The following is a 22,036-nucleotide window of genomic DNA, read 5'->3' on the forward strand; positions in this document are numbered from 1 at the left end:
GCATGACCAACAAGATCATCCAGCAGCTCGAAGCCGAGCAGATGAGCAAGGAAATCCCGACCTTCGCACCAGGCGACACCGTTGTCGTCCAGGTTAAAGTGAAGGAAGGTGAGCGTTCCCGTCTGCAGGCGTTCGAAGGCGTCGTTATCGCCAAGCGTAACCGCGGTCTGAACAGCGCCTTCACCGTGCGCAAGATCTCCAGCGGCGTTGGCGTAGAGCGTACCTTCCAGACCTACAGCCCGCAAATCGACAGCCTGGCCGTGAAACGTCGTGGTGACGTGCGTAAAGCCAAGCTGTACTACCTGCGCGACCTGTCCGGCAAAGCCGCTCGCATCAAGGAAAAACTGTCCTGAGTGCAGTTTGCCCGGTGGCCGAGGCCGCCTAGCGAGAAAAAAGCAGCCTTCGGGCTGCTTTTTTGCGTTTTGCCCCCTGAAGATGTGATTGCCATGACTAGCCGAGACCAGGAAATCCAGCGCCGCACCGAGCTGTCGGTGACCCGCGTGACCAAAGCGGTGTTCCCCAACACCACCAACCACCACAACACCCTGTTCGGCGGCACTGCCCTGGCCTGGATGGACGAAGTGTCGTTCATCGCCGCCACGCGCTTCTGCCGCCTGCCGCTGGTGACCGTGTCCACCGACCGCATCGACTTCAAGCACCCGATCCCGGCGGGCTCGATCGTCGAGTTGGTGGGGGCGGTGATCAAGGTGGGCAATACCAGCTTGCAGGTGCAGGTGGATGTGTTCGTCGAGAACATGTACCTGGACGGGCGTGAGCGGGCGATCCATGGGGTGTTCAGCTTTGTCGCCATCGATGAGGACAAGCGGCCGGTGCCGGTTTTGCCCCAGGCCTGAGTTCTCCTGCACTGGCCCTTTCGCGGCTAAAGCCGCTCCCACAGGGATCGCACATACCTCGAGGGCGGTGATATCCCTGTGGGAGGGGCTTTAGCCGCGAAGAGGCCAGTACAGACAACAATTATGCTGCTGTGAAACACTAAGCCACCTCCAACACCCAGCAGCCCCGAATGCCCGCCCTAGACCACCCCCTGATCGACCAGTTCCTCGACGCCCTGTGGCTTGAAAAGGGCCTGTCCGACAACACCCGCGTGTCCTACCGCAGCGACCTGGCCCTGTTCAACGGCTGGCTGCAGGAACACGGCGTCAGCTTGCCTGACGCCGGTCGCGACCTGATTCTCGACCATCTGGCCTGGCGCCTCGACCAGGGCTACAAGCCACGCTCCACGGCACGCTTCCTGTCTGGCCTGCGCGGCTTCTTCCGCTACCTGCTGCGGGAGAAGCTGGTGGCCATCGACCCGACCCTGCTAGTCGACATGCCGCAACTGGGCAAGCCACTGCCCAAGTCACTGTCCGAAGCCGACGTCGAAGCCTTGCTGCAAGCCCCGGACCTGGGCGAGGCCATCGGTCAGCGTGACCGCGCCATGCTCGAAGTGCTCTATGCCTGCGGTCTGCGGGTTACCGAGCTGGTCAGCCTGGCCCTCGACCAGGTCAACCTGCGCCAGGGCGTGCTGCGGGTGATGGGCAAGGGCAGCAAGGAGCGCCTGGTACCCATGGGCGAGGAGGCTGTGCTGTGGCTGCAGCGCTACCTGCGCGATGGCCGCGCCGAACTGCTCAATGGCCGCCCCAGCGATGTCTTGTTCCCCAGCCAGCGCGGCGAACAGATGACCCGTCAGACGTTCTGGCATCGCATCAAGCACCATGCCCGGGTTGCCGGCATCGACAAACCGCTGTCGCCGCATACCCTGCGCCATGCCTTTGCCACGCATCTGCTCAACCACGGCGCCGACCTGCGCGTGGTACAGCTACTGCTGGGCCACAGTGACCTGTCGACCACGCAGATCTACACCCATGTCGCCAAGGCACGCCTGCAGCAACTGCACGCCCAGCACCACCCACGTGGATGAATGTTTTTCATGTTCCGCCGACCGGCCCTTGCAAGGCCCTTCACCGGCGGTGTGATGTGGTAGGCTTGGGCGGTTTGCACCAAGGGCCGCACGGTCACCGCGTATTTTCCGCGGGTGGCGCCCTCCGGCCCCTGTCCGCCTTCAGGAGTTCCCATGCGCGTGACCCAGTTTTTCGCCGCCGCCGCGTTGGCGCTGGCCAGTACCTTTGCCGTTGCCGCGGCAACCGACAACAATACCGCTGCCGAGCAGGCCATCCGTAAGTCGTTGCAGAACCTCGCGCTGGAAGTGCCCGTCGAAAGCGTGGCCAGCAGCCCGGTCAGCGGCCTGTATGAAGTCAAGCTGCAGGGCGGTCGCGTGCTGTATGCCAGCGGCGACGGCCAGTTCGTGATGCAGGGCTACCTGTTCCAGATCCAGGACGGCAAGCCGGTCAACCTCACCGAGAAGACCGAGCGTCTGGGTATTGCCAAGCTCATCAACGGCATTCCAGCCGCCGAGATGGTGGTTTATCCTGCCAAGGGCGAGACCAAGTCGCACATCACCGTGTTCACCGACACCACCTGCCCGTACTGCCACAAGCTGCACGCCGAGGTGCCCGAGCTCAACCGCCGTGGTATCGAAGTGCGCTATGTCGCCTTCCCGCGCCAGGGCCTCGGCTCGCCGGGTGACCAGCAGTTGCAGGCCGTCTGGTGTTCCAGCGACCGCCGTGCGGCGATGGACAAGATGGTCGAGGGTGAAGAAATCAAGGCCGCCAAGTGCGCCAACCCGGTCAGCAAGCAGTTCCAGCTGGGCCAGTCGATCGGCGTCAACGGCACGCCGGCGATTGTCCTTGAAAGTGGCCAGGTCATTCCGGGCTACCAGCCGGCACCACAGGTTGCCAAGCTGGCACTGGCCAAGTAATCCAATTCAGTACGCCGTCGTCATGGGGTGACGGCATGTTACACGGTCGGCATAGGTGTCGGCCGTTCAATGGGGAGTTCACAGTGAAACCGGTCAAAGTAGGCATCTGTGGGTTGGGGACCGTCGGTGGCGGAACCTTCAATGTACTTCAGCGCAACGCCGAGGAGATTGCCCGCCGTGCCGGGCGCGGTATTGAAGTGGCACAGATCGCCATGCGCTCGCAGAACCCGAACTGCCAGATTGCCGGTACCCCCATTACCGCTGACGTGTTCGAAGTTGCGAGCAACCCGGAGATCGACATTGTCATCGAGCTGATCGGTGGCTATACCGTGGCCCGCGAACTGGTGCTCAAGGCCATCGAAAACGGCAAGCACGTGGTCACCGCGAACAAGGCGCTGATTGCCGTGCACGGCAATGAAATCTTCGCCAAGGCCCGCGAGAAGGGCGTGATCGTCGCCTTCGAAGCGGCCGTGGCCGGTGGCATCCCGGTGATCAAGGCCATCCGCGAAGGCCTGTCGGCCAACCACATCAACTGGCTGGCTGGCATCATCAACGGCACCGGCAACTTCATCCTCACCGAAATGCGTGAGAAGGGCCGTGCCTTCCCGGACGTGCTGGCCGAAGCCCAGGCGCTGGGTTACGCCGAAGCCGACCCGACTTTCGACGTTGAGGGCATCGATGCCGCGCACAAGCTGACCATCCTCGCCTCGATCGCGTTCGGCATCCCGCTGCAATTCGACAAGGCCTACACCGAAGGCATCACCCAGCTGACCACTGCTGACGTGAATTACGCCGAGGCCCTGGGCTACCGCATCAAGCACCTGGGCGTGGCCCGCCGCACTGCCGAAGGTATTGAACTGCGCGTGCACCCGACGCTGATCCCGGCCGACCGCCTGATCGCCAACGTCAACGGCGTGATGAACGCGGTCATGGTCAACGGCGACGCCGCCGGTTCCACCCTGTACTACGGCGCTGGTGCCGGCATGGAGCCTACCGCTTCGTCGGTGGTCGGCGACCTGGTCGATGTGGTCCGTGCCATGACCTCCGATCCGGAAAACCGCGTGCCGCACCTGGCCTTCCAGCCGGATTCGCTGTCGGCCCACCCGATCCTGCCGATCGAAGCCTGCAAAAGCGCCTACTACCTGCGCATCCAGGCCAAGGATCACCCGGGCGTACTGGCCCAGGTGGCCAGCATCCTCTCGGAGCGTGGTATCAACATCGAGTCGATCATGCAGAAGGAAGCCGAGGAACAGGACGGCCTGGTGCCGATGATCCTGTTGACCCATGGCGTGGTCGAGCAGCGTATCAACGACGCCATCGTCGCCCTGGAAGCCCTGCAGGACGTGGTCGGCAAGGTCGTGCGCATTCGCGTCGAGCAGCTCAACTAACAATAGTGCCGGCGGGCCGCCAGCGCGGCCCCGGCCCCAGCATCGAAGGTTTGCACCCATGCGCTATATCAGTACCCGCGGCCAGGCACCGGCCCTGAATTTCGAAGACGTCCTGCTGGCTGGCCTGGCCAGCGACGGCGGCCTGTACGTCCCGGAAAACCTGCCACGCTTCACCCAGGAAGAAATCGCCTCGTGGGCCGGCCTGCCGTACCACGAACTTGCCTTCCGGGTGATGCGCCCGTTCGTCGAAGGCAGCATCGCCGACGCCGACTTCAAGAAGATCCTCGAAGAAACCTACGGCGAGTTCGCCCACGCCGCAGTTGCCCCGCTGCGTCAACTGAACAGCAACGAGTGGGTGCTGGAGCTGTTCCATGGCCCGACCCTGGCGTTCAAGGACTTCGCCCTGCAACTGCTCGGCCGCCTGCTCGACCACGTGCTGGCCAAGCGCAACGAGCGCGTGGTGATCATCGGCGCCACCAGCGGTGACACTGGTTCCGCCGCCATCGAAGGCTGCCGCCGTTGCGACAACGTCGACATCTTCATCCTGCACCCGCACCAGCGCGTGTCGGAAGTGCAGCGCCGGCAGATGACCACCATCTTTGGCGACAACATCCACAACATCGCCATTGAAGGCAACTTCGACGACTGCCAGGAAATGGTCAAGGCCAGCTTCGCCGACCAGTCGTTCCTCAAGGGCACCCGCCTGGTTGCGGTCAACTCGATCAACTGGGCGCGGATCATGGCCCAGATCGTCTACTACTTCCACGCAGCCCTGCAGCTGGGTGGCCCGGCGCGTTCCGTGGCGTTCTCGGTGCCGACCGGCAACTTCGGCGACATCTTCGCCGGCTACCTGGCGCGCAACATGGGCCTGCCGGTCAGCCAGCTGATCGTCGCCACCAACCGCAACGACATCCTGCACCGCTTCATGAGCGGCAACCAGTACGTCAAGGAAGCCCTGCACGCGACCCTGTCGCCGTCGATGGACATCATGGTCTCGTCCAACTTCGAGCGCCTGCTGTTCGACCTGCACGGCCGCAACGGTGGCGCCATTGCCGAGCTGATGGCCAACTTCAAGCAAGGTGGCGGCTTCAGTGTCGAGCAAGACCGCTGGACCGAAGCGCGCAAGCTGTTCGACTCGCTGGCAGTCAGCGACGAGCAAACCTGCGAGACCATCGCCGAAGTGTTCGCCGCTACCGGTGAAGTGCTCGATCCGCACACCGCAATTGGCGTCAAGGCCGCCCGCGAGTGCCGCCGCAGCCTGGACACGCCAATGGTGGTGCTGGGTACCGCGCACCCGGTCAAGTTCCCGGACGCGGTGGAGAAGGCCGGTGTGGGCAAGGCGCTGGAACTGCCTGCGCACCTCAGCGACCTGTTCAGCCGTGAAGAGCGTTGCACGGTGTTGGCCAATGACCTGAAGGCTGTGCAGGGCTTTGTCAGCCAGCATGGTAACCGCGGCAAGCCTCTGTAAACATCGGGGCCGCTCTGCGGCCCATCGCCGGCAAGCCAGCTTGCACCCCGACCGCATAGACCCAAGATCATGTGCAGTCCCTGTGGGCGCTGGCTTGCCGGCGATGGGCTGCAGAGCAGCCCTGATTCTCCGAATCCTCCCACTGCTCAATCAGAAATATCCTATTCAGGGCGCCCCGCGCCAAGCATAAATTAGCCGGTCCTCCCACCAGGAGCGGCTCATGCACCAGCCCTACGTGTTGATCCACCAGGCTCGCCCATCCCATCAGATCCTCCTGCACCAGGCCCTCAACGCCCAGGGCATTTTCCATGTGCGCATCAGCGAAACCAGCGCAGACCTCGACGCCTGCCTGAGCGCCGATCACTGCCCCGACCTGCTGATCCTTGACCACGGCATGCCAACCCGGGCCGGACTTGCCTTGCTCGAACAGCAGCATCGAACACGCGCTTTGCTGTTTGTCGGCCAGGCTACCCCCAGGCGCCGCAACCTTGCCCAAGAGGCCAGAAGCCGCGGGTTGTGGGTGCTCGCCGAGCTGCCCTGGCCGCTTTCGATGCCACGCCTGCAGCGTGCCCTGCAAGCAATGCAGGTGCGTCCCTGGCGGCGTATTCAAACTGTCACGTCCGCCCAGCATGCTCACTGAAGCAGCCGCGGTGTAACGAACTTTCCGCTGCGTCTGTTGGTCAGTTCCTCTATAGCCCACCACGCAGCGAGTGATCCGGATGGAAAGAATCTGCAGACTGCTCAACGAAGCCCTGACCCCCTACCAGACCCACCTCGGCGTCGCCGATGCCCTGGGCAATCGCCAATTGACCGTTCACGACCGCCTCGCCGGCATCACACTGCGGCGCACGGTCAGCGAGCGCCAGTTGCAGGAACAACGCCTGTTGATCGACCTGGTGGATGGCCTCCACCGTGACCTGCAGATCGCCGAAGGGCGTTTGCAACCTTGTGTGATCGCGGCGTTGCAGCAACGCCAGCAACCCCATGGAACCTTTGCCTGAGTGGTTTATCAGAGACTGTAGTGCAGCCTGACCAGTGCTTTGCTCCGGCGCTGGCAGGACTGTCACGAGAAGTCCTCCAGGACTTTCGCTTGGCCCCGGGCGTTTCTCCCCAGCGTCCGGGGTTTCTTTTGGTCTTGCCTGCACCGGCCCTATCGCCGGAACAGGCAATCAGTGGTCTTCGAAGAAGCGCCGGCTCTCTTCCAGGTAGTCTTCCTGCAAGGCCGGGTCCAGCCAGCGTGCGTACAACCCCGGCAACACATCCCGGCGCAGGGCAGGCAGCAACTGGTCGATGTGGGCAATCGCTTCACGCCCCAGCGCGTTGCGCGAACAGCCCACATGCAGAAACTGGTAGTGGTTCACCCCCTGCACAGGATGAAACCGATAATCAGCCAGTGCCCCGCCTTGCTGCTCGATCAGGTAGCGCACTTCAGGCCAGTAGCCGAGCACCAGGCGCAGGCGCCCCAGTTGTTGCATCTGCAGCAGGTTGGCGGTGGCGTCGTTGCCGTAGTGGTGAATGAGCGCGGTGTCGGGTAACTGGCGCAGGATGGCGTCGATCTGCGTGCCGTAGCTGCGCCCGGCGACCACCCCCAGCTTCTGCGGGGGCTTGCTCAGCAGGCCATGCAGGTCTACCTCCTGGCCGGCGAGGTAAGGCGCCACCAGTTTCTGGCTGTCCTTGCGCAACACCACGCCGCCACTGAGCACGCCCAGTGATGAAATGGAAAAGTGCACATACTCGGCGCGCTCCGGTGTCCACAGCAAGGTCGGGTCGCAGGTGAAGCTGTTGCGGTCTTGCAGCATCTGGATGCTGCGGGCGCGGTTGACCCGCACGATACTGTGGTCGTATTCGGGCATCTGCCCGATCAGCAGGGGCAACAGCTGGTCGATCACCCCCTGGCCTTGCTCCGGGCCTTCGAAAATGGTGAACGGCGGCAGGTCACGCGCCAGCCAGAAGATGCGCTCCTTGGCGCTGGCAGGCTGCAGCAGCAATGTGGGCAGCAGCCCGCACAGCAGGGCCAGCTGACGTAGGCAACGGGCAGCACGCATGGACCAGGGCAGCGCCAGGGTCAGACTGTGCCTGCTGCGCGCAGGCTGGCGATGGCCGCCGCGTCGTAGCCCAGGTTACTGAGCAGCGCCTCGGTGTGTTCGCCCAGCGCCGGGCCGACCCACTCGCTGGAGCCGGGAGTGTCCGACAGCTTGGGCACGATGCCCGGCATGCGGAACGGCTTGCCGTCCGGCAGTTTGGCCTGCAGGAACATTTCGCGTGCCAGGTATTGCGGGTCGTTGAACATGTCCTCGGCCGAGTAGATACGGCTGGCCGGCACTTCGGCGCTGTTCAGCACCTGCATCAGTTGCTCCAGCGGCAGGCTGTTGGCCCAGCGGTCGATCACCCCGTACAGCTCGTCACGGCGCAGGTCGCGGCCATCGTTGGTGGCCAGAGTCGGGTCGTCGGCGAGGTCGGGGCGGCCAATGGCCTGCATGAAGCGCTTGAAGATCGCATCGCCGTTGGCGCCGATCTGCACATGCTTGCCGTCCGCGCTGGTGTGGATGGAGGAGGGCGTGATGCCCGGCATGATGTTGCCGGTGCGTTCGCGGATAAAACCGAACACATCGAACTCCGGGACCATGCTTTCCATCATGGCGAAGATCGCTTCGTACAGGGCCACGTCCACCACTTGGCCCTGGCCACCGTTGACTTCCCGGTGCCGCAGCGCCATCAGTGCGCCGATCACCCCCCACAGGGCAGCAATCGAGTCACCGATGGAAATGCCCGTGCGCACCGGTGGGCGGTCGTCGAAGCCGGTGATGTAGCGCAGGCCGCCCATCGACTCGCCCACGGCGCCGAAGCCCGGTTGGTCCTTCATTGGCCCGGTCTGGCCGAAACCCGACAGGCGCACCATTACCAGGCGCGGATTGAGCGCGTGCAGCACGTCCCAGCCCAGGCCGAGCTTTTCCAGCACGCCCGGGCGAAAGTTCTCGATCAGGATGTCGGCTTCGGCCAGCAGGCGCTTGAGAATCTCGCGGCCCTCGGGGTGCTTGAGGTTGAGGGTGAGCGACTGCTTGTTGCGCGCCTGCACGAACCACCACAGCGAGGTGCCTTCGTACAGCTTGCGCCATTTGCGCAACGGGTCGCCGCCATCGGGCGATTCGACCTTGATCACTTCGGCGCCGAATTCGGCACAGATGCGCGAGGCGAACGGGCCAGCGATCAGGGTACCGAGTTCGACAACTTTGAGGCCGGCGAGGGGTTTGCTGGGCGTCGACATGGGGCATCCGTGGCAGTTGGGCAGAGCCGTGGTTTTATCACACGTCGGTTTCGCCGGGTACTGCTGCGGCGCATGGAAGGTGCGGATGGGTTAGACTGTGCCACTTTTCTTTTGCACGAAGCCCGTCGACCATGGCCCAGCCGTCCACCACCTACAAGTTCGAACTGAATCTCACCGACCTTGATCGCAACGTCTACGAAAGCGTCAAGCAGACCATCGCGCGCCACCCTTCGGAAACCGAAGAGCGCATGGCAGTTCGGCTGCTGGCGTATGCGCTCTGGTACAACGAGAACTTGTCGTTTGGCCGCGGCCTGTCGGATGTCGATGAACCGGCGCTGTGGGAAAAGAGCCTGGACGACCGCGTGCTGCACTGGATCGAAGTCGGCCAACCGGATGCCGACCGCCTGACCTGGTGCTCGCGTCGCACCGAACGCACTAGCCTGCTGGCATACGGCAGCCTGCGGGTGTGGGAGGGCAAGGTGGTGGGCGCGGTCAAGAACCTGAAGAACCTGAGCATCGCCGCGGTGCCGCAAGAGGTACTGGAGACCCTGGCCACCGACATGCCGCGCAGCATCAAATGGGACGTGATGATCAGCGAAGGTACCGTATTCGTCACCGACGATCGTGGCCAGCATGAAGTCCAGTTGCAGTGGCTGCTAGGTGAGCGCGGCTGAAACAACCCATGCGTATCGAACCTCGCCCCCTGCCGCCGACCCTGCCATTCCTGGGTAACCTGCCCCCCTTGCTGACTCGCCTGTACGCCGCGCGTGGCGTGCAGAGCGAGGCCGAGCTGGACAAAAGCCTTGCGCGCCTGCTGCCGTACCAGCAGCTCAAGGGCATCGAGGCTGGCGTGGACCTGTTGGTCGAGGCCCTCGACCAGCGCCAGCGCATCCTCATCGTCGGCGACTTCGATGCCGACGGCGCCACTGCCAGTACCGTCGGCGTGCTGGGCCTGCGCCTGCTGGGTGCGGCCCATGTCGATTACCTGGTGCCCAACCGCTTCGAGTATGGCTACGGCCTGACCCCGGAAATCGTCGAGGTGGCGCTGCAACGCCAGCCGCAGCTGCTGATCACCGTGGACAACGGCATTTCCAGCGTCGACGGTGTGGCTGCCGCCAAGGCCGCCGGGCTCAAGGTGCTGGTCACCGACCACCACCTGCCGGGCGCGGAGTTGCCCGACGCCGATGCCATCATCAACCCCAATCAGCCGGGCTGTAGTTTCCCGAGCAAGGCGCTGGCCGGGGTCGGGGTGATCTTCTATGTGCTGATGGCCCTGCGTGCGCGCCTGCGCAGCCTGGGGCGCTACGAAACGCAACCGCAGCCGAACATCGGCGAATTGCTCGACCTGGTTGCCCTGGGCAGCGTCGCCGACGTGGTGCCATTGGATGCCAACAACCGCATCCTGGTGCATCAGGGCCTGGAGCGCATTCGCGCCGGCCGTGCCCGCCCGGGGTTGAAGGCCATTCTCGAAGTGGCCCGCCGCGATCACCGGCGCATCACCTCGACCGACCTCGGTTTCATCCTCGGCCCACGGCTGAATGCTGCCGGGCGCCTGGATGACATGAGCCTGGGCATCGAATGCCTGTTGTGTGAGGATGCGGCCCTGGCCCAGGACATGGCCCAGCAACTGGATGACCTGAACCAGGACCGCAAGTCCATCGAGCAGGGTATGCAGCGCGAGGCCCTGGCCCAGCTCAAGGACCTGCCGGTCGAGTCGATGCCGTACGGCCTGTGCCTGTTCGATGCCGACTGGCACCAGGGGGTGATCGGTATTCTGGCTTCGCGCCTGAAGGAGCGCTATCACCGGCCGACCATCGCTTTCGCCGATGCCGGTGACGGCATGCTCAAAGGCTCGGCGCGTTCGGTGCCGGGGTTCCATATTCGCGATGCGCTGGATGCCGTGGCGGCGCGTCACCCGCAACTGATCAGCAAGTTCGGCGGCCACGCCATGGCCGCCGGGTTGTCGTTGCCCGAGGCCAATTTCCCGGCATTTGCCCAGGCGTTCGACGAAGAAGTGCGGCGCCAGTTATGCGAAGAGGACCTGACAGGCCGGCTGTTGTCCGATGGCAGCCTGGCGGTGGAGGAATTTCACCTCGACCTGGCCAAGGCCCTGCGCCATGCCGGTCCTTGGGGCCAACACTTCCCCGAGCCGCTGTTCCATGGCGTGTTCCAGCTGGTGGAGCAACGCGTGGTGGGCGAGCGGCACCTGAAGGTGGTGCTCAAGAGCGAGTGCGGCTCGGTGCGGCTGGATGGCATTGCCTTTGGCATTGACCGCGAAGTGTGGCCGAACCCGACGGTGCGTTGGGTCGAGTTGGCTTACAAACTGGATGTGAACGAGTTTCGTGGCAATGAAAGTGTGCAATTGATGATTGCCCATATGGAGCCGCGCTGACTGTAAGTCTCTGCCAGGTGCCTGCCTCGGGAAGGGTGTCGCTTATGAGATCGAGCGCCGCCCGCGCGGCGCATCGCGAGCTGCGCTCGCTCCTACGTTTGTTTCGGGCCAGTCACGCCTGTGACAGGCGCGCGCGACCGCCTGGTTCGTACGACACGATGTCACGTCATGCGCCAAAGCGTTCGCGCGCAAATCCCACAGGAATAACTGGCCCGAAACAAACGTAGGAGCGAGCGCAGCTCGCGATGCGCCGCGCGGGCGGCGCTCGATCTCCCAGGCGCCATCATCCTCATGCCAACCCCCCGCGCGCCCCATCCAGAATCCCATGGAACCTCCCCCCCAACCATTCTGGTCTAGTCTGAAGAATGACCGGACCCAGGCCAGGGACGTGCAATTGAGTGTCCGGGCCGGATCACCATTGGAGTCCTTGGGAGGTGCCCTCATGAGCCTGCTGCTCGAGCCTTACACCCTGCGTCAGCTGACCCTGCCCAACCGCATCGCCGTTTCGCCGATGTGCCAGTATTCCGCCGTCGATGGCCTGGCCAACGATTGGCACCTTGTCCATTTAGGCAGCCGCGCCGTGGGAGGCGCGGGCCTGGTAATCACTGAAGCCGTGGCGGTGACCGCCGATGGCCGCATCACCGCTGAAGACCTCGGGCTGTGGGATGACGCGCAGATCGCCCCGTTACAACGCATTACCCGGTTCATCACCGCCCAGGGGGGCGTGCCCGGCATCCAGCTGGCTCACGCCGGGCGCAAGGCCAGCACCTATCGCCCGTGGCTGGGCAAGCAAGGCAGCGTCAAGCTCGAGGAGGGCGGCTGGCAGCCGGTAGGGCCGTCGAAGATAGCCTTCGACCCGCAACACACACCGCCACGCGAGCTGATCCATGACGAAATCCAGGATGTGATCGCCGCCTTCGTCGCTTCGACCGAGCGTGCCCTGAAGGCCGGTTTCAAGGTGGTCGAGATCCACGCCGCCCATGGCTACCTGCTGCACCAGTTCCTGTCGCCGTTGAGCAACCAGCGTCGCGACGAGTACGGCAGCAGTTTCGAAAACCGTATCCGCCTGACCCTGCAGGTGGTCGAGGCCGTGCGCAAGGTCTGGCCTGCCGAGTTGCCGCTGTTCGTGCGGGTATCGGCGACCGACTGGGTCGAGGACGGCTGGAACCCGGATGAAACCGTTGAACTGGCGCGCCGCCTGCGTGGCTTGGGCGTCGACCTGATCGACGTGTCCTCTGGCGGTACCTCGGTAAACGCCGAAATCCCCACCGGCCCCGGCTACCAGACCCGTTTCGCCGAGCGCGTGCGCAAGGAATCGGAAATCGCCACCGGCACCGTGGGCATGATCACCGAACCGGCTCAGGCCGAGCACATTCTGCGCACTGGCCAGGCCGACATCATCTTCCTCGCCCGCGAACTGCTGCGCGACCCGTATTGGCCGCTGCATGCTGACGACGACCTGGGCGGCAACAAAGCTACCTGGCCAGCGCAGTACCAGCGCGCCACCAGCCGGGCCAACCCGATTCACGAGTCGGACTTGCGGGATTGACCTGACCCAAACATTACGCGGTGATTGTAGGAGCGGCCTTGTGTCGCGAAAGGGCTGCGAAGCGGCCCCAGGTTTTCAGCTCCGCCGCTGATATTGCCGGGGCCGCTTTGCGGCCCTTTCGCGACACAAGGCCGCTCCTACAACGACCGTGTCGGCATCTCAATTCAGCTATAGGCAGCCTTGCTGAGAATATCGCTTACCCACTGGTTGATACTCTTCTCGGCCAGCTCGGCCTTGGCCGCCACACTGGCATGAAGGGTAGGCTCCAGGCGCAGGCTGAGCTTGCCGGAGTAGGTTTTCTGTGGCTCACGGCCCAGGCGTTGGCAAGTCTCAAGATAATCGTCCACGGCGTCTTCGAATGCTTGGCGCAGCTCACTGATAGATTCGCCATGGAAACCGATCACATCGCGAATACCTGCGACATGGCCGATCAGTAACTGGTCTTCGTCGCTGTATTCGATACGAGCGGCGTAGCCGCGGTAGGTCATGACATTCATGGTATTACTCCTGCCTGCTCGAGGAACTGGCGGGTGTCTCTTAGTTGATAGGGCTTGGCGTGTCTGTCCGGATGAGGGCGATGGAAGGTTGCTACTGCGCCATTGAGTTCAAAGCGAACCCGTGACCCTCTTCCTTCGATGACCCGGGCACCCAGTGATACCAACATTGACTCCAGTCGCACCCATTCCAGCGTCCTGGGAACCGGCTTTTTCAGTACTGCTTCAAGTGTGGCTTGCTGATGGTTATTCATGGTATCAGATTATGATACCAATGAGGGTGGCTCAATGGATGAGCAGTAGGAGGGTGGGGGTCGTGCTTGCAGGAAACTTCTGAGATGTTGACCGAGGGGATGCAAGGCCCCTCGATCAACACAACCGCTTAATGCTTGATCATCACATGCCGCACACAGGTATAGTCCTCCAGCCCATACATCGACATATCCTTGCCATACCCCGAATGCTTCTGCCCGCCATGGGGCATTTCGCTGACCAGCATGAAGTGGGTGTTCACCCAGGTGCAGCCATACTGCAGGCGCGCCGCCAGGCGGTGGGCGCGGCCGGTGTCGCGGGTCCACACCGACGAGGCCAGGCCGTAGTTGGAGTCGTTGGCCCATTCCAGTGCCTGGGCTTCGTCGTTGAAGCGGGTCACCGACACTACCGGGCCGAACACTTCGTTGCGCACGATTTCGTCGTCCTGCAGGGCGTCGGCCAGCACGGTCGGTTCGAAGAAGAAGCCGTCGCCATCAATCGCCTTGCCACCCGTCACCAGGCGAATGTGCGGCTGGGCAACCGCGCGTTGCACAAGGCCCGCGACCTTGTCGCGGTGCTGGGCACTGATCAGCGGCCCCAGTTCGGTGTCCTTGGCCTCCTGCAGGCCTGGCTTGAGGCTGGCCACTGCGGCCCCCAGGCGTTCGACGAAGCGCTCGTAGATGCCATCCTGCACATACAGTCGGCAGGCCGCAGTGCAGTCCTGGCCGGCGTTGTAGAAGCCGAAGGTGCGGATGCCGTCGATGGCGGCGTCGATGTCGGCATCGTCGAATACCAGTACCGGGGCCTTGCCGCCCAGTTCCATGTGCATGCGTTTCACGCTGTCGGCGGTGGCGCTGATGATGTGCGCGCCGGTGGGGATCGAGCCGGTCAGCGACACCATGCGTACCTTGGGATGGTTGACCAGCGGGTTGCCGACCGTCTGGCCACGGCCGAAGAGAATGTTCAGCACCCCTGCTGGCAGCAGGTCCTGGGCCAGTTCGCCGAGGCGCAGGGCGGTCAGCGGGGTCAGCTCGGAGGGTTTGATCACCACCGTGTTGCCGGCAGCCAGGGCCGGGGCGATCTTCCACGCCAGCATCATCAACGGGTAGTTCCATGGTGCGATCGAGGCGACCACGCCCAGCGGGTCGCGGCGGATCATCGAGGTGTGGCCCGGCAGGTACTCGCCGGCCGCCGAACCGCCCAGGCAGCGCGCTGCACCGGCAAAGTAGCGGAACACATCGGCAATTGCCGGGATCTCGTCATTCCGCGCGGCGCTCAGCGGCTTGCCGCAGTTTTGCGATTCCAGCCGGGCCAGTTCATCGCCATGGGCTTCGATAGTGTCGGCCAGCGCCAGCAAGGCCTGCGAGCGCTCCTTGGGGCTGGTTTGCGACCAGCTGTCGAAGGCCTGGTCGGCGGCGCGCACGGCGCTGTCCACCTGGGCCTCGCTGGCTTCGTTGATCTGCGCCAGGGCACTGCCCAAGGCGGGATTGAGCACGGTCCAGGCCGGGCCTTCGCCAGCGACCAGCTGGCCATTGATCAGCATCTGCGTTTGCATCGGGGACTCCTCCAGGGTCATTTGCCACTGCCCGCGACGCTTTCGCCGCCACGGGTCAGGTAATAGGCGCCAAGGATCGGCAGCATGGTCACCAGCATCACCAGCATGGCGACCACGTTGGTCACCGGCACGTCGCGCGGGCGGCTGAGCTGGTTGAGCAGCCAGATCGGCAGGGTGCGTTCGTGGCCGGCGGTGAAGGTGGTGACGATGATTTCGTCGAACGACAGGGCAAAGGCCAGCATGCCGCCGGCCAGCAGCGCCGAGCCGAGGTTGGGCAGGATGATGTAGCGGAAGGTCTGCCAGCCGTCGGCGCCGAGGTCCATCGAGGCTTCGATCAGGTTCTGCGAAGTACGCCGCAGACGGGCGATTACGTTGTTGTAGACGATCACCACGCAGAACGTGGCGTGGCCGACCACGATGGTGAATACCCCGGGCTCTATCCCCAGGGTCTTGAACGCCGAGAGCAGGGCGATGCCGGTGATGATGCCGGGCAGGGCGATAGGCAGGATCAGCATCAGCGAAATGCTCTCCTTGCCGAAAAAGTTGCGCCGGTACAGCGCCGTCGACGCCAGTGTGCCGAGCACCAGGGCGATCAGCGTGGCCAGGCAGGCCACCTGCAGCGACAGCTTGATCGCCTCCAGCACATCGGGCCGGGTGAAGGCCACGGCCAACCATTTGAGGGTAAAACCCTTGGGCGGGAAGCTGAACGCCGCGTCTTCGGTGTTGAAGGCGTACAGGAAGATGATCAGGATCGGGAAGTGCAGGAACAGCAAGCCGCCCCAGGCCGCCAGGCGCAGCCCGGTCGAGGCTTTTTCAGAGTGCATCGAAGGCCCCCAGGCGCTTGACGATGGACAGGTACACCGCGATCAGCACGATCGGCACCAGGGTGAACGCGGCGGCCATCGGCATGTTGCCGATCGCCCCTTGCTGGGCATAGACCATGCTGCCGATGAAATAACCGGGCGGGCCGACCAGCTGCGGCACGATGAAGTCGCCCAGGGTCAGCGAGAAGGTAAAGATCGAGCCGGCGGCAATGCCCGGAATCGACAGCGGCAGGATCACTTGCACGAAGGTTTGCCCGGGGCGGGCGCCGAGGTCTGCCGAGGCTTGCAGCAGCGACGGCGGCAAGCGCTCCAGCGAGGCCTGGATCGGCAGAATCATGAACGGCAGCCAGATGTACACGAACACCATGAAGCGCCCAAGGTGCGAAGTCGACAGCGTGCTGCCGCCTACGCCCGGCACCGCCAGCACCGTTTGCAGCAGGGCATCCAGGTGCAGTTGCTGGACGAACCACTGGGCCACGCCGCCCTTGGCCAGCAGCAGGGTCCAGGCATAGGTCTTGACGATGTAGCTGGCCCACATCGGCATCATCACCGCGATGTAGAAAAACGCCTTGGTCTTGCCGCTGGTGTAGCGCGCCATGTAGTAGGCGATGGGGAAGGCCAGCACCGCGCTGGCCAGCGACACTGCCAACGCCATGCCCAGGGTGCGCAGGATGATGTCGAAGTTCGACGGGTTGAACAGCGCGGCGAAATTGCCCAGGGTCAGGTCCGGGGTCACCGCCATGGTGAAGTCGTCGAAGGTATAGAAGCCCTGCCACAACAGGTTCAGCAGCGAGCCCAGGTAGATCGCGCCGAACCAGGTCAGCGGCGGGATCAACAACAGGGCCAGGTACAGGTTGGGGCGCCGGTACAGCAGGTTGGCCAGGCCGCGCAGTGTGCTCATGTCAGCGGCCCTCGGTTTCCTGCAGCACCGTCATGGCTTCACGGGGCCAGTGTGCCTGTACCCGTTGCCCGGGTTGCCAGGCCTGTGCCTGCGCCTGCCAGCGGTCGTTGGCCTGGCTCACCGCCAGCAGCTGGCCGCTGTCCAGTTGCAGCTCGTAGCGGGTGGCACTGCCCTGGTACTGGATATCGTGCAGCAGGCCGCTGACCTGGACATGCTGACCGGCTGTGGCCGGGACGCCGAGACGGATGTGTTCGGGGCGGATGGAGAAGGGCGCCGGGCTGCCATTGAGCAACGTGGCCAGTTCGCCGCGCACAACGTTGGAGGTGCCGACGAACTCGGCAACGAAGGGGGTGGCCGGTTGCATGTACAGCTTGCGCGGGGTGTCGACCTGCTCGATGCGGCCCCGGTTGAATACCGCCACCCGGTCGGACATCGACAGCGCCTCCGTCTGGTCGTGGGTGACGAAAACGAAGGTGATGCCCAGCTGGCGCTGCAGCTTTTTCAGCTCGCCCTGCATCTGTTCGCGCAACTTCAGGTCCAGCGCGCCCAGCGGCTCGTCCAGCAGCAGTACCCGTGGCCGATTGACCAGCGCGCGGGCCAGGGCCACGCGCTGACGTTGGCCACCGGACAACTGCGCCGGCTTGCGCGCGCCGTAGCCGGGCAGGGCCACCATCGCCAGGGCTTCTTCGGCGCGGCTGTGGCGTTCGGCCCTGGCAACGCCTTTTACCTTCAGGCCGTAGGCGATGTTGTCCAGTACGTTCATGTGCGGGAACAGTGCGTAGTCCTGGAATACCGTGTTGACGTCGCGCTGGTAGGGCGGCACGCCGCCGGCTTCGACGCCGTGGATGCGGATCGAACCGCTGCTGGGTTGCTCGAAGCCGGCGATCAGGCGCAGGCAGGTGGTCTTGCCCGAGCCAGAGGGGCCGAGCATGGAGAAGAATTCGCCATCGATGATGTCGATGCTGACCTGGTCGACGGCCTTGACCTCGCCGAAGGTGCGGGAAACCTGGGTGAACTGGACGGCTAGGGGCATGCGTTGGCTCCAGGCATCTAAGTTTCTCCTGTGCCGGCCTCTTCGCGGGTGAACCCGCTCCCACAGGTAAAGCGCCACCTGTACAGGCGGTGATGAACTTGTGGGAGCGGGTTTACCCGCGAAGAGGCCGGCACAGGCATTCAGGCAACCTCAGCGCCCACCCATGATCGCAATGTAATCCTGGGTCCAGCGGCTATACGGCACGAACTTGCCCCCCTGGGTCTGCGGGGTTTTCCAGAAGGCGATCTTGTCGAAGTTGTCGAAACCGTTGGTCTTGCAACCCTCGGCTCCCAGCAGCTCGCTGCCGGTACAGGCTGCCGGCACCGCAGGCAACGAACCAAACCAGGCCGCCACGTCACCTTGTACCTTCGGCTGCAGCGACCAGTCCATCCACTTGTAGGCACAGTTGGGGTGCTTGGCCTCGCTGTGCAGCATGGTGGTGTCGGCCCAGCCGGTCGCGCCTTCCTTGGGAATGGTCGAGGCCACTGGCTGCTTCTCGGCCTTCAGGCCATTGACCATGTAGCCCCAGGAGCTGGAGGCGACCACGCCTTCGTTCTTTACGTCGCTCATCTGCACCGTGGCGTCATGCCAGTAGCGGTGGACCAGCGGTCGCTGCTGGCGCAGCAGGTCCAGCACGGCCTTGTACTGCGCTTCGCTCAGCTCGTACGGGTCCTGGATGCCCAGTTCCGGCTTGGCCGTCTTCAGGTACAACGCCGCATCGGCGATGTAGATCGGCCCATCGTAGGCCTGCACGCGGCCCTTGTTCGGCTTGCCGTCGGGCAGGTTCTGCGGCTCGAACAGCACGCCCCAGCTGCTGGGCGCTTGCTTGAACACGTCGGTGTTGTACAGCAGCACGTTCGGCCCCCATTGGTACGGAGTGCCGTAGACCTGCTTGTCGACCACGTACCAGCCACCGTTCTGCAGCCGTGGGTCGATGTTCTTCCAGTTGGGGATCAAGGCGGTGTTGATCGGCTGTACCCGCTTGCCGGCGATCAGCCGCAGTGAAGCATCGCCCGAGGCGGTGACCAGGTCGTAGCCGCCCTTGGTCATCAGGCTGACCATCTCGTCCGAGGTGGCGGCGGTCTTGACGCTGACCTTGCAGCCGGTTTCCTGCTCGAAGCCGGTCACCCAGTCGTAGGCCTTGTCGCTTTCACCGCGCTCGATGTAGCCGGGCCAGGCGACGATGTCCAGGCGGCCCTCGCCGGGTCCCAGGGCCTTGGGCGGTGCGGCAGCCAGCAGGCTGGCGCTGGCCAGCACGGCGCAGGCGGTGGCGCCGAGCAAGGCGGTCTTGTGCACTGACATGGTGTTCCCTCTTCTTGGCGATTTTGGTCGGGGCAGTCATCAAGCAAGCCGTGAAGCGATCGTTATAAACGTAGTGCGGTTGCGCGCGGTATTGGCGATATCGAGTCTAGTTGGCTTTTTGCCAGCCAATGCAACATCCGGAAGCAAATCCCCCCATGGCGATCGGCAAGACAGGGCTTAACCTGACGGCTCCCTTGGCCAACGTGGAGACCGTTTGATGAATACCCGGGGATTGCTCGACCAGTTGCTCAAGTCCGGCCAGGACTTGCTCGCCAGCCAGACCGGCAAGGGCAGCTCTGGCAAGCCAGGCACCAGTGCCGGCGGCCTTGGCAGCCTGCTTTCCGGTGCCGGTGGCGGTGCCCTGGCGGCGGGCGCCATGGGCTTGCTGCTGGGCAACAGGAAAGCCCGCAAATATGGCAGCAAGGCCCTCACCTATGGCGGCCTGGCTGCGCTCGGTGTGCTGGCCTACAAGGCCTACGGCAACTGGCAGGCGCGCCAGCAGGTGGCCGCCGCCGAGCCACAGACCGTCGACCGCCTGCCGCCGGCCCAGGCCGAGCAGCATAGCCAGGCGGTGCTGCGGGCGCTGGTGGCGGCGGCCAAGTCCGATGGCCATATCGACGAACGCGAGCGGGCGCTGATCGAGGGCGAGTTCACCCGCCTGGACACTGACCGCGAATTGCAGCACTGGCTGCATGCCGAGCTGAACAAGCCACTGGACCCGGCCGAAGTGGCCCGCGCCGCGCAAACGCCGGAGATGGCCGCCGAGATGTACCTGGCCAGCGTGATGATGGTCGACCAGGAAAACTTCATGGAGCGTGCCTACCTGGACGAACTGGCCCGCCAGTTGCGCCTGGACCCGGCCCTGCGCCAGGAACTGGAGAGCCAGGCCAGGCTTGCCGCTGGCCAGTGATCGGGGGCTGCGTTGCAGCCCATCGCCGGCAAGCCGCGCTCCCACAGGGATCACACATGGCCTGAGGTCATGCGCTCGAGGTTGGGCGCCTCGCTTGCCGGCGATGGGCCGCACAGCGGCCCCAAGGGTCTTGGGCACAAATGACCTGTCTGTCGGCAGGGATACCTGATCACCCCACATTTCAGCCGTATAAGCGTTGGGCGGCTAGGCTATACTTCGGCGATTTTCCCCGCTCGTTGTGAATTCCTGAGGGCTGAATGTGAAGAACTGGACCTTGCGCCAACGGATCCTGGCAAGTTTCGCTGTGATCATCGCCATCATGCTGCTGATGATCGTCGCCGCCTACTCGCGGTTGGCGACCATCGCATCTGCCGAACAGGCAGTGGGGAGCAACAGCATTCCCGGCCTCTACTACAGCTCTATGATCCGCAGTGCCTGGGTCGACAGCTACGTCACCAGCCAGCAACTGGTGGGCCTGTCCAACCGTCGCGAAATCTCCTCGGCCGACATGGAACTGTTCAAAAATTTCGAGGACCGCCTGAAGCAACACATGGCGAGTTACCAGAACACGATCCAGACCAAGGACGACCAGACTCGCTTCGACAGCTTTAGGCAACTCGCAGACACCTACCTCAAGATCGTCAACCAGATGCTGGACGCCTACCGCCAGCATGACTACGACGAAGCCCAGCGGCTGATCAACGAGGTGCTCACCCCGGCCTGGGTGGATGGGCGCAAGCACCTCAGCGAAGTGATCGAAGACAATCGGGGCTCGGCCGACGAGGCTACCAACGAAATCGTCAACGCCGTGAGCACGGCCAAGGGCAGCATGGTAGTTTCGCTGTTGCTGGCGATCATCGCTGCGGGCGTATGCGGCCTGCTGCTGATGCGCGCCATCAGTGCGCCCATGCAGCGTATCGTCCATGCCCTCGACAAACTGCGTTCGGGCGACCTGAGCATGCGCCTGAGCCTGGACCGCAAGGACGAGTTCGGCGCCATCGAAAGCGGCTTCAATGAAATGGCCGAGGCCCTGGCCAACCTGGTGTCGCAGGCCCAGCGTTCCTCGGTACAGGTGACCACCTCGGTGACCGAAATCGCCGCCACTTCCAAGCAACAGCAAGCCACCGCCACCGAAACGGCCGCCACCACCACCGAAATCGGTGCCACCTCGCGGGAGATCGCCGCCACCTCGCGTGACCTGGTGCGGACCATGACCGAAGTCACCTCGGCCGCCGATCAGGCTTCCAGCCTGGCTGGCTCCGGCCAGCAGGGCCTGGCGCGCATGGAAGAAACCATGCACCAGGTGATGGGCGCCGCCGACCTGGTCAACGCCAAGCTCGGCATCCTCAACGAGAAGGCCAGCAACATCACCCAGATGGTGGTGACCATCGTCAAGGTTGCCGACCAGACCAACCTGCTGTCGCTCAACGCTGCCATCGAAGCGGAAAAGGCTGGCGAGTACGGCCGCGGCTTTGCCGTGGTGGCCACCGAAGTGCGCCGCCTGGCCGACCAGACCGCCGTGGCCACCTACGATATCGAGCAGATGGTGCGCGAGATCCAGTCGGCGGTGTCGGCCGGGGTCATGGGCATGGACAAGTTCTCCGAAGAAGTACGCCGCGGCATGTTCGAGGTGCAGCAGGTGGGCGAGCAGCTCAGCCAGATCATCCACCAGGTGCAGGCCCTGGCGCCGCGCGTGCTGATGGTCAACGAAGGCATGCAGGCCCAGGCCACCGGTGCCGAGCAGATCAACCAGGCGCTGGCCCAGCTCAGCGATGCCAGCACCCAGACCGTCGAGTCGCTGCGCCAGGCCAGTTTCGCCATCGATGAGCTGAGCCAGGTGGCCGCTGGCCTGCGTGGCGGCGTGTCGCGTTTCAAAGTCTGACTG

The 22,036-nt window shown here is 64.0% G+C and carries 22 protein-coding genes; 13 read left to right on the forward strand and 9 right to left on the reverse strand.

The genetic code is table 11. From position 1 onward, the window contains the following. Positions 1-2 precede the first annotated feature (2 nt). The 8 genes from rplS (at position 3) to FQ664_RS07980 (ending at position 6,675) form a co-directional block, all read left to right on the forward strand. Positions 3-353 (forward strand): 50S ribosomal protein L19, encoded by a 351-nt coding sequence (gene rplS / locus FQ664_RS07945; RefSeq protein WP_003252148.1) that lies wholly within the window; start codon positions 3-5, stop codon positions 351-353. 93 nt (positions 354-446) lie between these two features. Further along, positions 447-854, forward strand: coding sequence for an acyl-CoA thioesterase (locus FQ664_RS07950; RefSeq protein ID WP_144171418.1), 408 nt, complete (start codon positions 447-449; stop codon positions 852-854). Positions 855-1,024: 170 nt separating this feature from the next. Further along, positions 1,025-1,921, forward strand: a complete 897-nt coding sequence (xerD, locus tag FQ664_RS07955; protein ID WP_144171420.1) for a site-specific tyrosine recombinase XerD — start codon at positions 1,025-1,027, stop codon at positions 1,919-1,921. A gap of 153 nt (positions 1,922-2,074) precedes the next feature. Then, positions 2,075-2,818 carry a thioredoxin fold domain-containing protein gene (locus tag FQ664_RS07960; protein ID WP_144171422.1) on the forward strand — a complete coding sequence of 248 codons (744 nt, stop codon included), beginning with the start codon at positions 2,075-2,077 and terminating at the stop codon, positions 2,816-2,818. Positions 2,819-2,901: 83 nt separating this feature from the next. Beyond that, positions 2,902-4,206, forward strand: coding sequence for a homoserine dehydrogenase (locus FQ664_RS07965; RefSeq protein WP_144171424.1), 1,305 nt, complete (start codon positions 2,902-2,904; stop codon positions 4,204-4,206). 58 nt (positions 4,207-4,264) lie between these two features. Continuing rightward, on the forward strand, positions 4,265-5,674 hold the full coding sequence (gene thrC, locus FQ664_RS07970; protein WP_144171426.1) for a threonine synthase: 1,410 nt from the start codon (positions 4,265-4,267) through the stop codon (positions 5,672-5,674). Between the two features lie 220 nt (positions 5,675-5,894). Beyond that, a complete protein-coding gene (locus FQ664_RS07975; protein ID WP_144171428.1) occupies positions 5,895-6,314 on the forward strand; it encodes an ANTAR domain-containing protein in 420 nt (139 codons plus the stop codon). A gap of 79 nt (positions 6,315-6,393) precedes the next feature. Next, on the forward strand, positions 6,394-6,675 hold the full coding sequence (locus FQ664_RS07980; RefSeq protein WP_144171430.1) for a DUF3509 domain-containing protein: 282 nt from the start codon (positions 6,394-6,396) through the stop codon (positions 6,673-6,675). 168 nt (positions 6,676-6,843) lie between these two features. On the opposite strand, the gene FQ664_RS07985 is transcribed toward FQ664_RS07980, so the two are convergent. Together FQ664_RS07985 and FQ664_RS07990 are read right to left on the reverse strand one after the other, a co-directional pair. Further along, positions 6,844-7,719, reverse strand: coding sequence for a TIGR02285 family protein (locus FQ664_RS07985; protein WP_144171432.1), 876 nt, complete (start codon positions 7,717-7,719; stop codon positions 6,844-6,846). Between the two features lie 20 nt (positions 7,720-7,739). Then, complete coding sequence (locus FQ664_RS07990; RefSeq protein WP_144171434.1) at positions 7,740-8,939, reverse strand: CaiB/BaiF CoA transferase family protein; 1,200 nt, start codon at positions 8,937-8,939, stop codon at positions 7,740-7,742. A 131-nt stretch (positions 8,940-9,070) separates the two neighbouring features. Between FQ664_RS07990 and FQ664_RS07995 the strand changes: the two genes are divergently transcribed. The 3 genes from FQ664_RS07995 to FQ664_RS08005 all read left to right on the forward strand — a co-directional run bounded on the left by FQ664_RS07995 (position 9,071) and on the right by FQ664_RS08005 (position 12,880). Next, entirely contained in the window at positions 9,071-9,613 is a 543-nt protein-coding gene (locus FQ664_RS07995; RefSeq protein ID WP_144171436.1) for a YaeQ family protein, read from the forward strand. A gap of 8 nt (positions 9,614-9,621) precedes the next feature. Beyond that, complete coding sequence (gene recJ, locus FQ664_RS08000) at positions 9,622-11,331, forward strand: single-stranded-DNA-specific exonuclease RecJ (protein WP_144171438.1); 1,710 nt, start codon at positions 9,622-9,624, stop codon at positions 11,329-11,331. 442 nt (positions 11,332-11,773) lie between these two features. Next, complete coding sequence (locus FQ664_RS08005) at positions 11,774-12,880, forward strand: NADH:flavin oxidoreductase/NADH oxidase (protein ID WP_144171440.1); 1,107 nt, start codon at positions 11,774-11,776, stop codon at positions 12,878-12,880. Between the two features lie 164 nt (positions 12,881-13,044). Here FQ664_RS08005 and FQ664_RS08010 read toward each other — a convergent pair whose 3' ends face one another. The 7 genes from FQ664_RS08010 to ydcS all read right to left on the reverse strand — a co-directional run bounded on the left by FQ664_RS08010 (position 13,045) and on the right by ydcS (position 19,241). Beyond that, complete coding sequence (locus tag FQ664_RS08010; protein ID WP_013971202.1) at positions 13,045-13,377, reverse strand: type II toxin-antitoxin system HicB family antitoxin; 333 nt, start codon at positions 13,375-13,377, stop codon at positions 13,045-13,047. Continuing rightward, positions 13,374-13,628: a type II toxin-antitoxin system HicA family toxin gene (locus tag FQ664_RS08015; RefSeq protein WP_144171442.1), complete on the reverse strand. Its 255-nt coding sequence runs from the start codon at positions 13,626-13,628 to the stop codon at positions 13,374-13,376. Before FQ664_RS08015 ends, FQ664_RS08010 begins: the two co-directional genes overlap by 4 nt. 128 nt (positions 13,629-13,756) lie before the next feature. After that, positions 13,757-15,181, reverse strand: a complete 1,425-nt coding sequence (locus FQ664_RS08020; RefSeq protein WP_144171444.1) for a gamma-aminobutyraldehyde dehydrogenase — start codon at positions 15,179-15,181, stop codon at positions 13,757-13,759. Between the two features lie 17 nt (positions 15,182-15,198). Then, positions 15,199-16,005 (reverse strand): ABC transporter permease, encoded by an 807-nt coding sequence (locus FQ664_RS08025; RefSeq protein ID WP_144171447.1) that lies wholly within the window; start codon positions 16,003-16,005, stop codon positions 15,199-15,201. Continuing rightward, on the reverse strand, positions 15,995-16,906 hold the full coding sequence (locus tag FQ664_RS08030; RefSeq protein ID WP_144171449.1) for an ABC transporter permease: 912 nt from the start codon (positions 16,904-16,906) through the stop codon (positions 15,995-15,997). Before FQ664_RS08030 ends, FQ664_RS08025 begins: the two co-directional genes overlap by 11 nt. Before the next feature lies 1 nt (position 16,907). After that, positions 16,908-17,939, reverse strand: a complete 1,032-nt coding sequence (locus FQ664_RS08035; protein ID WP_144171451.1) for an ABC transporter ATP-binding protein — start codon at positions 17,937-17,939, stop codon at positions 16,908-16,910. 150 nt (positions 17,940-18,089) lie between these two features. Then, positions 18,090-19,241, reverse strand: a complete 1,152-nt coding sequence (gene ydcS, locus FQ664_RS08040) for a putative ABC transporter substrate-binding protein YdcS (RefSeq protein WP_144171453.1) — start codon at positions 19,239-19,241, stop codon at positions 18,090-18,092. Positions 19,242-19,458: 217 nt separating this feature from the next. Between ydcS and FQ664_RS08045 the strand changes: the two genes are divergently transcribed. Continuing rightward, on the forward strand, positions 19,459-20,151 hold the full coding sequence (locus tag FQ664_RS08045; protein ID WP_144171455.1) for a tellurite resistance TerB family protein: 693 nt from the start codon (positions 19,459-19,461) through the stop codon (positions 20,149-20,151). A gap of 259 nt (positions 20,152-20,410) precedes the next feature. Next, on the forward strand, positions 20,411-22,033 hold the full coding sequence (locus FQ664_RS08050) for a methyl-accepting chemotaxis protein (protein ID WP_144171457.1): 1,623 nt from the start codon (positions 20,411-20,413) through the stop codon (positions 22,031-22,033). Positions 22,034-22,036: the final 3 nt, after the last annotated feature.

The sequence above is a fragment of the Pseudomonas persica genome (genome assembly GCF_900291015.1).
Lineage (GTDB): Bacteria > Pseudomonadota > Gammaproteobacteria > Pseudomonadales > Pseudomonadaceae > Aquipseudomonas.

Excerpts from the sequence above, each read along its gene's own strand:
- FQ664_RS08015 (WP_144171442.1), bottom strand. The coding sequence starts at position 13,628 with ATGAATAACCATCAGCAAGCCACACTTGAAGCAGTACTGAAAAAGCCG.
- FQ664_RS08005 (WP_144171440.1), top strand. The coding sequence starts at position 11,774 with ATGAGCCTGCTGCTCGAGCCTTACACCCTGCGTCAGCTGACCCTGCCC.
- FQ664_RS08035 (WP_144171451.1), bottom strand. The coding sequence starts at position 17,939 with ATGCCCCTAGCCGTCCAGTTCACCCAGGTTTCCCGCACCTTCGGCGAG.
- FQ664_RS07980 (WP_144171430.1), top strand. The coding sequence starts at position 6,394 with ATGGAAAGAATCTGCAGACTGCTCAACGAAGCCCTGACCCCCTACCAG.
- recJ (WP_144171438.1), top strand. The coding sequence starts at position 9,622 with ATGCGTATCGAACCTCGCCCCCTGCCGCCGACCCTGCCATTCCTGGGT.
- FQ664_RS07950 (WP_144171418.1), top strand. The coding sequence starts at position 447 with ATGACTAGCCGAGACCAGGAAATCCAGCGCCGCACCGAGCTGTCGGTG.
- FQ664_RS08020 (WP_144171444.1), bottom strand. The coding sequence starts at position 15,181 with ATGCAAACGCAGATGCTGATCAATGGCCAGCTGGTCGCTGGCGAAGGC.
- FQ664_RS07990 (WP_144171434.1), bottom strand. The coding sequence starts at position 8,939 with ATGTCGACGCCCAGCAAACCCCTCGCCGGCCTCAAAGTTGTCGAACTC.
- FQ664_RS07995 (WP_144171436.1), top strand. The coding sequence starts at position 9,071 with ATGGCCCAGCCGTCCACCACCTACAAGTTCGAACTGAATCTCACCGAC.
- FQ664_RS08010 (WP_013971202.1), bottom strand. The coding sequence starts at position 13,377 with ATGAATGTCATGACCTACCGCGGCTACGCCGCTCGTATCGAATACAGC.
- FQ664_RS08025 (WP_144171447.1), bottom strand. The coding sequence starts at position 16,005 with ATGCACTCTGAAAAAGCCTCGACCGGGCTGCGCCTGGCGGCCTGGGGC.
- FQ664_RS07960 (WP_144171422.1), top strand. The coding sequence starts at position 2,075 with ATGCGCGTGACCCAGTTTTTCGCCGCCGCCGCGTTGGCGCTGGCCAGT.
- FQ664_RS08045 (WP_144171455.1), top strand. The coding sequence starts at position 19,459 with ATGAATACCCGGGGATTGCTCGACCAGTTGCTCAAGTCCGGCCAGGAC.
- xerD (WP_144171420.1), top strand. The coding sequence starts at position 1,025 with ATGCCCGCCCTAGACCACCCCCTGATCGACCAGTTCCTCGACGCCCTG.
- FQ664_RS08030 (WP_144171449.1), bottom strand. The coding sequence starts at position 16,906 with ATGAGCACACTGCGCGGCCTGGCCAACCTGCTGTACCGGCGCCCCAAC.
- ydcS (WP_144171453.1), bottom strand. The coding sequence starts at position 19,241 with ATGTCAGTGCACAAGACCGCCTTGCTCGGCGCCACCGCCTGCGCCGTG.
- FQ664_RS07975 (WP_144171428.1), top strand. The coding sequence starts at position 5,895 with ATGCACCAGCCCTACGTGTTGATCCACCAGGCTCGCCCATCCCATCAG.
- rplS (WP_003252148.1), top strand. The coding sequence starts at position 3 with ATGACCAACAAGATCATCCAGCAGCTCGAAGCCGAGCAGATGAGCAAG.
- FQ664_RS07985 (WP_144171432.1), bottom strand. The coding sequence starts at position 7,719 with ATGCGTGCTGCCCGTTGCCTACGTCAGCTGGCCCTGCTGTGCGGGCTG.
- thrC (WP_144171426.1), top strand. The coding sequence starts at position 4,265 with ATGCGCTATATCAGTACCCGCGGCCAGGCACCGGCCCTGAATTTCGAA.